Here is a 9,530-nt window from a genome sequence, read left to right as displayed (position 1 = left end):
GTAAGCATTTCCCGCTCATAAACTCCTCATGTTTGATCACCTGCAAACCCAAATTTACCAGCTAGAACAATTTGCCAACAGCCTCGTTTCTAACCAACTGACACACCTTAGCGTCGTGAGTATTGGCATCATCTTTGCGGCTGGCTTGCTCACCAGTCTCACACCCTGTATGCTTTCGATGCTACCAATTACCATTGGTTACATCGGTGGTTATGAAGCAAAAACCCGCTTGCAAGCAGCAGCCCAATCAACTTGGTTTGCTTTGGGATTAGCAACTACATTGGCAGGGCTAGGGATTATAGCAGGTCTTGTCGGAAAAGTCTACGGTCAAGTGGGAATTGGTTTGCCGATTATCGTCAGCATTATCGCCATTCTCATGGGGCTGAACTTATTAGAAGCATTGCCTTTGCAATTTCCATCCTTGGGTGAAACCAATTGGATTTCGCCAGATTTACCAGCAGGATTGCGTTCCTATTTGCTGGGACTAACTTTCGGCTTAGTCGCATCTCCTTGCAGCACGCCTGTTTTAGCCAGCTTGTTGAGTTGGATTGTCAATACACAAGACTTAATTTTAGGCGCTGTTTTGCTACTTTGTTACACAGCCGGTTATGTAGCACCATTGATTTTAGCAGGTACTTTTACAGCTTCAATTAAAAAATTACTAGAGTTGCGTCGCTGGTCTGGTTGGATTAATCCAGTTAGTGGGGCACTATTGGTAGGATTCGGTGTATTTTCCTTAATTTCTCGGATTCCCCTTGGCAGTTTTTAATATCAATACCTTTGTTATATTTTACACCTAATGACTTTAGAAGATTCAGCATCCAAAGAATTAAAATGGTGGGCAATACCTGGGCAGTTCTTACGCCAAGAGCTTTTACCAGTACTGACCAACTTAAGACTGGCGATCGCACTACTGCTATTGATTGCAATCTTTAGCTCCACCGGTACTGTAATTGAACAAGGTCAGTCACCCGCATTTTACCAAGTTAATTACCCAGAACATCCAGCTTTATTTGGTTTCCTAACTTGGAAGGTAATTCAGGTAGTTGGATTAGACCACGTATATCGTACCTGGTGGTTTTTAGCATTACTCATCTTATTTGGTACTAGCTTAACTGCTTGTTCATTTACCCGTCAGTTACCAGCCTTAAAAGCTGCCCAGCGCTGGAAATATTACGAAGAACCACGGGAATTTCAAAAATTAGCTTTAAGTGCAGAACTAGATACTGGTTCGCTAAATTCTCTCAGCGAAATATTACAGAAACGCCGCTATAAAATTTTTCCAGATCAAGAAAAAGAAAATCTCCTATATGCCCGCAAAGGAATAGTCGGACGCATCGGCCCAATTATCGTTCATATTGGCATCGTCGCTATTCTGCTAGGGGGAATTTGGGGGGCAATGACTGGGTTTATGGCTCAAGAAATGGTTGCTAGTGGCGATACATTTCAGGTGAGAAATATTGTCGATGCTGGGCCAATAGCTGCAAAAATCCCGAAAGATTGGTCTGTGCGCGTCAATCGTTTTTGGATTGATTACACTCCATCTGGCGGCATTGATCAATTTTATTCAGATATGTCTGTCTTGAATAATCAGGGACAGGAAATTGACCACAAGAAGATTTTTGTCAACGAGCCTCTGCGCTATCATGGTATAACTTTCTATCAAACTGATTGGGGAATTGCAGGGGTTCGCGTCCAATTTAACAACAGCCCGATTTTTCAGCTACCGATGGCGCAATTGAACACCAACGGTAAGGGGCGCATTTGGGGAACGTGGGTACCGACTAAACCGGATTTGAGTGAGGGTGTCTCCCTGTTAGCCAAAGACTTACAAGGGATGGTATTAATTTATGATGCCACTGGCAAACTCGTTGATACTGTCCGCGCTGGGATGTTCACCGAAGTGAATGGCGTGAAGCTGAAAATTCTGGATGTGATTGGTAGCACTGGCTTGCAAATTAAAGCCGATCCAGGCATACCAATTGTTTATTCAGGGTTTGGGTTGCTAATGCTGGGTGTGGTGATGAGTTACTTCTCTCATTCGCAAGTATGGGCATTGCAAAAAGGCGATCGCTTGTATGTGGGTGGCAAAACTAATCGCGCCCAAGTTGCTTTTGAACAAGAGGTTTTAGAGATTTTAGATCGGCTGAGTTCACAGCCAAAAGGTGAGGAGAAAGAGGCAGTGATTGAAGTTTAAACGCAGAGGAACGCCTTCGCGAAGCGTCTCGCAGAGAAGGAAATCGCAGAGGAACGCAGAGGTTTACTTTGCGTTCCTATGGGTTTCAAAGTTGTGATCTTACTTTTGGTGACGCACTTCAACCACAGTATGTACATTGCCACGAGGCGTAAAGTCTGCTTTCACCGTGACTTGCAACGGATCACAAGCAGCCACAATATCATCTAAAATTTGATTGGCTGATTCTTCGTGGGAAATATAGCGATCGCGGTAACTGTTAATGTAAAGCTTCAGCGCCTTCAATTCCGCTACCCGCTCATCAGGTACATAGGTAACGTAAATTGTCGCAAAGTCAGGATACCCGGAAAATGGACATTTACAAGTAAATTCCGGCAAAGTAATATTAATATCATATCGCCTCCCCACACGTGGGTTTGGAAAGGTAATTAGTTTACCTTCCGCAATGTCACGTTCGCCATACTTCATTTCTTGGCTTGTCTGGGATACACTTTCTGGTAATTTGTCATTTGTCATTTGTCATTTGTCATTTGTCATTTGTCACTGGTTATTCTAACCATCTTCACCAAAATCCTCGCGCCGTGGAAGCCCCTGCATTCATGCATGGGGGTAAGGGGCAGGCGAATTTATTCGCAGTCACCCTGACGGGTTCGCCAGTCGCTTCAAGTCGGGAAACCCGCCCAACGCGCTGGCTCACATTATCGCCTTGGGGTTGCTGTATTCGGTGTACTTTTGTTTTGTACTTTCAACAGGACAATTACCGTTTCAAACTTGACAACCCTGTACGCACAATGTTTTGCTCAGTTGAGCCTCCCTTGCGGGGTTATGTGAGCTTCGACAATGTTAGAGGTCGGTACTTTCCAAACGACACTGGTTTAACCCTTTAAGCCTGTTTAATCGTTCGGTTCTAGAGCAAGGGACTAGCTTCGCATCCCTTGGTAGGTCTTGAACTCTTGCCTCTAACGTAGTACGCCTTCGTACTGAGTCTGGTCAGGTTAAGGCTTTTTCAAGCCCCCGCATTTAGACGTGGGGTTCCTGACGTCTTTTGAGTCATTTTTTACCCTGTTAACTCCTAACCCCTAACTTCTAACTCCTAACTCCTAACTCCTAACTCCCCCTTAATACTCTTCCTTCTCCCAGTCTACACAATTCTCATCTTCACAACCGTGGGGATGCATGGCACAGACTAACAAATTACCACCATAAACTTGACCGTGGTAGTGAGTACAACCGATACAGGCAGGATTTTTTTCTGCTGTGGGTTCAACTGAATAAGGAAAACCCGGGTCTATATCTGTTACCATGTCCTCTAGTTCCCAGTAAGCTTCAAACATTGGTTCAGCCAAATCCTGTAAATACTGATCGAATTCAGTGACAATGCTAGGTACTTGCTCGGTCATTTCTTCCGTTAGCTCAAAAAAGGCTTCTACCATTTCACTCATTCCCAGGAAGAAACGCTCTACTTCATCAGCTACTGTTTCGACGATTTCTACTAAATCTTTTTGCCACTGTTCCATAAACTTGACGCCCTTACAGGCTATAAACAGGACGGTTTGTGCTATCTGGGTTGAAGCACTTGAATACACACTAAGGAATATGGATTGATTAACTTACAATTCTTGTTCATCAGCTAACTTGGTATTTAAAAGTTTTTAAACCAAGTTTTGCACTTTATTTAATCCACATTCCTAGACAATGTATCTTATCAAGTTTCTATGCGAAGTGTCATGTCAAAGTGCCACTTCTTGCTATTTTTCGATCAAAAAATGCTTTTTATTGATCGCGTTGCAATCTCTTTAACTCTTCTTGCAGGTCTAGCACTTCTTGGCGTAATTTATCTACGTTCTCATCAGCTGATGCCTCTTTCACCGTTGGTTCTTCATCTTCCTCTAAAATTTCAATGCGCCGAGGTTCAGAAGGGGGTGTTTTCTCAGAGGTCTCACCAGATCCTTGGGGCTGTTGGGCTTGCTTCATCATCTCTTCAACGAAGCGGCGGGCTTCTTCTGTGTTCATTTCGCCCTTTGCCACCATTTCATCTGCCAGCTTTTGGACTTGCGATCGCACTTCGGCTAATTTTCCCCCTGCTTTCTCACCTGCGTAAGAAGCTAATCCAACTCCGAGGTAAAAAGCTTTTTGAACAATATCTCCAAAACCAGCCATTGTTGCTGAAGGCTCCTAAAAATAGGGCGACCCGGAGACTACGCCTACCACAAGCCTCCCGTGTTGCTGCTACCTTCCGGTTCTGACAAGATTTGGGTGTTGCGATCGCATAGATCCAGGTCTGCTGTAAGCATAACATGAAAAGTCAGTAAGTGTGTGTCATTCCATCAAAATTAACCGCCGGGGATCTAAGCGCACATACCAAGGAAAAGGTTGGTCTTTCATCGTCGCCCATTTTTCTTTGAAGACTTCAGCTTGCAGATGGTAATCTTGAGAATTCTTGCCAGGGGTATGTAATTTGAGAAATAATGTGATCCGATGGGGCGTTTCACTTGTCCGTACTACCCAGCAGGGAAAGGTATTTTCCTGCGATCGCTCGTTGGTAAAAATGAACTGATGGGCACGAATGCCGACGTGGGATAATTCGCTCTTGATTGGTTCTATGACTTGAAGAGTACAACCCCAATCAATGGCTTCCAGTTGTTGCGATGACTGGAGAACAGCACGGGAGAAGTTTTTACATCCGGTAAGTTGGGCGACACTCACAGTAGCAGGATGCTGGAAAATATCATGTTTGCTACCATAATGAGCGGCTCTACCATGCTGCAATACCAATAGATTGGGACAAATCCGATAAACTTCTTCCATATTATGAGTGACAAATAGAGTCACACCTTGATAGCCAGCAAGAGTTTCTGTCATTTGCTGCTCTAATTGGCTACGCAGATGAGTGTCAAGTGCCGAAAACGGCTCATCTAAAAGTAATGCTTCTGGTTGACTTGCTAATGCTCTGGCTAAGGCTACCCGTTGTTGTTGACCCCCAGAAAGTTGGTGCGGATAGCGATCGCCTAATCCCTGCAACTGCATCGCTATTAGTTGCTCCTCTACCTGCACCCGAATACTCCCACCAGATAGGTTTTTGGGTAAGCCAAAAGCGATATTTTGCGCCACACTCATATGCGGAAACAGGGCATAATTTTGCACTAAAAAACCGATGCGGCGATGGCGGCTGGGTAAATTAATTCCTTGTTCGGAGTCAAACAGTACTCTGTTGTTTAAAACTATGCGCCCGATTGTGGGCGTTTCTATCCCTGCAAGGCAGCGCAAAATCATGCTCTTACCTGCTCCAGAACTTCCTAACAATCCCAAGGGTTGCTGATCAGCAGTGAAAGCAACTTTTAAGTGAAAACTAGGAAGGATTTTTTCAATGTTGACAAGCAATCCACCAGATTCAAAGCTAGAGCGCAAAGTATAAAGATTTTCTCCTCCCGCTCCCTGCTCGCGTTCGGCTACGCTCACCGCAAGCCTGCTCCCTACTCCCCTCTTCCTTTCCCTCAATTCTTGCCAGAAGTTGACTGCAATAATTCCAGATAGAGAAATCACCATAATTGCGATCGCCCAAAACCAAGCCTCATTCATTGCTCCCGCTTCCACCGCAAAATAAATCGCCATTGGGATTGTCTGCGTAAGTCCGGGAATGTTACCAGCCAGCATCAACGTCGCCCCGAATTCTCCTAAAGCACGGGCAAAAGCTAACATTGTGGCAACTACAATGCCGGGTAGTGCTAGGGGTAAACTGATGCGCCAAAAGATTGTGGCTTCGCTTGCACCAAGGGTTCTAGCTATTCGTAGCAGACTACCATCTATTTGTTCAAATGCTCCCAGTGCAGTTTTATACATTAAAGGGAAAGAAACTACGGTAGCTGCGATCGCTGCACCATACCAAGTAAAGACGATGGTGAAGTCAAAAGCCTGCATCAGTTTCCCTACAGGGCCATTTTTGCCAAAAAATAGCAGCAACAAGAAACCAACAACCGTGGGTGGTAAAATCAATGGCGCAATAAAGATACCCTCAATCAACGATTTACCTTTGCCACGATATCCCAGCATCCAGTAAGCAGCAGCGATACCCAAAAAGAAGGTGATCAATGTGGCAAGTAATGAAGTTTTGAGTGATATCCAAAGAGGCGATAAATCCAATGGCATAGTTGCGTAGGCAAGAATTAGCTCAACTAATCCCTAATTTACCAACTTTAATCTATATATCTTGGGAAAAGTTGGTAGATTACCGCAAAAACAATAAAGAAAATCGCAAAAACGAGATAATGATGTAGGGGCATAGCATTGCTCATACGTGTCAACTTAACGTGAAACCCAAGGAAGGAATGATCAAGAGTCCACTCACTTCCCATCACTCACCGCGTCACCCCACCCCGGTTTTGTCTAAAGCCAAAACCTCCCCTCCCCGCTTGCGGGGAGGGGATTGAGGGGTGGGGTAAAATGCCTGTGGGATAAGCGTTTGAGCTTAAGTTGACACCAATGAGCATTGCTGTACCCCTACGACACGTGTGGTTCAAATAGATTAGGACTTACGCAAAAACTCTCTGAAACTCTTGTTCCTTTGCGTCCTTTGCGGTTCGTTTTTTCATGATTTTGCGTAAGTCCTGTAGATGAAAATAGCTGTAATTAATCCAGTTGACTGCTGTAGGCACTAAAACCATAAGCCAAAGTTTGTTTTAAACTACCTGATGGCTTAAGACTTCTGTTGATAGCATTAGCAAATGGTACTGGAATTCCTTTAATAGTTTCCGGCAAAATTGCATATTCTTCTGTTGCTTCAACAATGTATTGTGGACATTTCGTTTTCATCCCAGCAGTTGCTAACATTTCATCTATTTCAGCAGATGTATATTGCTTGAGATAGACTGGATTTCTCACAAATGGGTTCAGCTTCCTGATCCAATTATGGATAATATGAGAAGGGCAGGACTTGTTGTGAAAGGAATGATTAAAAACAAAAATTCCACCAGGTTTAAGTACGCGAGATATTTCAACCAACAAATTTCTTAATTGTGCATCTGGGATATGCATAAAGACGCAGTTAGAAATTACCAAATCTATGGAATTATCTTCTAAAGGCAATGTTTCAGCAGAATTGCAAATTAAGTGAAATTCCGATTCAGGGAAAAAATTATATTCTTGTTTAACCTTGATTAACCGCCGCAATAAAGGCTCAGAAATATCAATCCCATAATATTTTTCGCATCTGAGATTTTTAGCTTTAGAGAGATGCAAAGGTGCGCGACCATAACCAGAACCAATCTCCAAAATAGAATCAACAGATTTATTCAATGGAAATTTATTCCAAGTACCTCCAGGTGTACCAGTTAAAAGAGTATAATCTTGTTTAATAGGCGATGTATCTGCAACTTTTTCAATTTTTTGGGAACCATAATAGGTTTTACCTATTGCATCCCAAGTTTTCTTATGTTTAGTATTATTCAATTGTTCGTAGTTGTTGGGAAAATAAATACCATCTCGTAATTCAAAGTCATTCAAACTGGATTTCACATTTGCTAATTGAGTCATTAGGATTATTCCCATGAGTAGCTAAGTCTGTTTTATGTTATACTCCCAACTCCGCATTAACCGCAAGTAATTTTTACAAGGGAGAGGGAACAGGGAACATTAACTCACCCACAGGGGGTGGGATTTTAGCAAGCTCAGTCCGTCTTACGGCGGAGTAGTTCACAATCCTAAATCTACGGCAATACGGTGGGCACAAGCAAACCCAGAAAAAGCGACTGCATTCAACCCTTGACCCGGAAAAGTACTATCGCCTACACAATAAAGTCCTGAAATAGCTGTGCGATTAAAGGGCATCTTCAACAACCCCCACAACTTCCGCCGGGGAATTGGCCCGTATGTGCCATCTTCACGACCCAAAAAGCGGCGATGGGTGCGCGGTGTCCCCACTTCTAAATAATCCAATGCGGCATCTAAACCTGGAAAAATCTTCTCTAGGCGGTCAATAATTCGCCAAGCCGCCTCTTCTTTCTTCCCTTCGTACTCACTTGGAGAAAGTTCTTGCCAATCATCAATCCAGTGAGGTGTAAAGGCATGAATGATGTGATATCCATTTGGTGCTAAGTCTGGGTCAAGTAATGTGGGAATCGAAACAAAAACTGTGCCTTCTACTGCTGTCATCTTTTCCCAATCTTCCAGCAAAATATGATGACACTCTGTTCCCGCAGGTAAAACTGACTCCTTTACCCCTATATGTAAACTCAAAAAGCTTGGAGATTTTTGATAATTTTGTTGCCATTTTTTCTCATTATTTGGCATTGCTTCAGGTGGTAGTAATTGTGCAAATGTATCCCACCGTGTAGCATTAGAAACTATGCGTTTACCCCGATATACTTGACCATTAGCCAGCTGCACGCCTACCGCTTTTTCCTGTTCTATGATAATTTTGGTGACTCTAGCTTGGTACTGAATCTTACCTCCAGCCTTTTCTAGACCTTCTACTAATTTTTGGGCAATTTGTCCGACTCCGCCTTTAGGATAGTTAACTCCGCCATAATGCCTGTCAGAAAAGACCATTCCAGCATTAATCATTGGTGTCATGGCTGATGGAACCACTGACCAGCAATAACATTCCATATCGATAAATTTCAATAATTGCGGGTCTTTGATGTAGCGCCGTGCCACATCCCCGGCATTTTGGGGCAGATACTTGACTAAGCCGAGACACGCCAAAGGATGCTGGAAAAAGACCCGCAGTAGATACCGAGGTTCTTCCAGTGACAGTAAATCCATGCTGTTGAGACACTTGAATACCTCTTGGCATTCGTCATAAAAGCGACGAATCCCCTGTTCTTCATGACGAAAATGAGCAGTAAGATTTTGCAAAAATTTTTCATAAATCCGGTCAACTTTCAGGTCTAAACCTTGGGGTAGATGATAGTGAATCTGTACTGGATCTGCGATCGCTTCTTGGCTGACATTTACAGCTGATAATGCACGGGTGAGTAAGTTGGTAGTACCGTTCTGTCCCAGCCCAAAAATCATTGATGCGCCAACATCAAATCGGTAGCCTTGGCGTTCAAAATAACCAGCGCTACCACCTGGGATCAAATAACGTTCAAGTACCAGCACTTTCGCTCCCTTCGCCGCCAGCTGGGTCGCTGTTACTAATCCGCCAATCCCAGACCCAATCACGATCGCGTCAATATTTTGTGTTTTTGTCATTTGTCATTTGTCCTTTGTCATTTGTCCTTTGTCTAGAGTCAACCAATATATAGGACTCATATTTGATTTTTGAAAAGATACGTAGGGTGCGTTAGCGACAGCGTAACGCACCATTGGTCAGGATTTGGTGCGTTACTAACGCACC

8 protein-coding genes and 1 other RNA gene are annotated in these 9,530 nt (G+C 43.6%); 2 read left to right on the top strand and 7 right to left on the bottom strand.

Translation table 11 applies throughout. The annotated features are described in order from the left end of the window. Positions 1-28: 28 nt before the first annotated feature. Positions 29-769, top strand: a complete 741-nt coding sequence (locus LC605_RS03390; protein WP_229546163.1) for a cytochrome c biogenesis protein CcdA — start codon at positions 29-31, stop codon at positions 767-769. 30 nt (positions 770-799) lie between these two features. Further along, a complete protein-coding gene (locus LC605_RS03385) occupies positions 800-2,197 on the top strand; it encodes a cytochrome c biogenesis protein (protein ID WP_229546162.1) in 1,398 nt (465 codons plus the stop codon). A gap of 99 nt (positions 2,198-2,296) precedes the next feature. Here LC605_RS03385 and queF read toward each other — a convergent pair whose 3' ends face one another. From queF to crtH, 7 genes are all read right to left on the bottom strand, one after another. Continuing rightward, a complete protein-coding gene (gene queF / locus LC605_RS03380) occupies positions 2,297-2,710 on the bottom strand; it encodes a preQ(1) synthase (RefSeq protein ID WP_229546161.1) in 414 nt (137 codons plus the stop codon). A gap of 602 nt (positions 2,711-3,312) precedes the next feature. Next, on the bottom strand, positions 3,313-3,711 hold the full coding sequence (locus LC605_RS03375; protein ID WP_229546160.1) for a hypothetical protein: 399 nt from the start codon (positions 3,709-3,711) through the stop codon (positions 3,313-3,315). 256 nt (positions 3,712-3,967) lie between these two features. Then, entirely contained in the window at positions 3,968-4,354 is a 387-nt protein-coding gene (locus LC605_RS03370; protein ID WP_229546159.1) for a phasin family protein, read from the bottom strand. A gap of 25 nt (positions 4,355-4,379) precedes the next feature. Then, positions 4,380-4,476: signal recognition particle sRNA small type (gene ffs, locus LC605_RS03365), an RNA gene on the bottom strand. A gap of 37 nt (positions 4,477-4,513) precedes the next feature. Continuing rightward, positions 4,514-6,340: a molybdate ABC transporter permease subunit gene (gene modB / locus LC605_RS03360; protein ID WP_229546158.1), complete on the bottom strand. Its 1,827-nt coding sequence runs from the start codon at positions 6,338-6,340 to the stop codon at positions 4,514-4,516. Between the two features lie 480 nt (positions 6,341-6,820). Further along, on the bottom strand, positions 6,821-7,723 hold the full coding sequence (locus tag LC605_RS03355) for a class I SAM-dependent methyltransferase (RefSeq protein WP_229546157.1): 903 nt from the start codon (positions 7,721-7,723) through the stop codon (positions 6,821-6,823). A gap of 159 nt (positions 7,724-7,882) precedes the next feature. After that, positions 7,883-9,385: a carotenoid isomerase gene (gene crtH / locus LC605_RS03350; RefSeq protein ID WP_229546156.1), complete on the bottom strand. Its 1,503-nt coding sequence runs from the start codon at positions 9,383-9,385 to the stop codon at positions 7,883-7,885. Between the last annotated feature and the right edge of the window lie 145 nt (positions 9,386-9,530).

This window comes from Nostoc sp. CHAB 5836 (assembly GCF_020829445.1).
Lineage (GTDB): Bacteria > Cyanobacteriota > Cyanobacteriia > Cyanobacteriales > Nostocaceae > Nostoc.
Note: the sequence above shows the minus strand (reverse complement) of the source record. Positions and strands in the feature narration are given on the sequence as shown.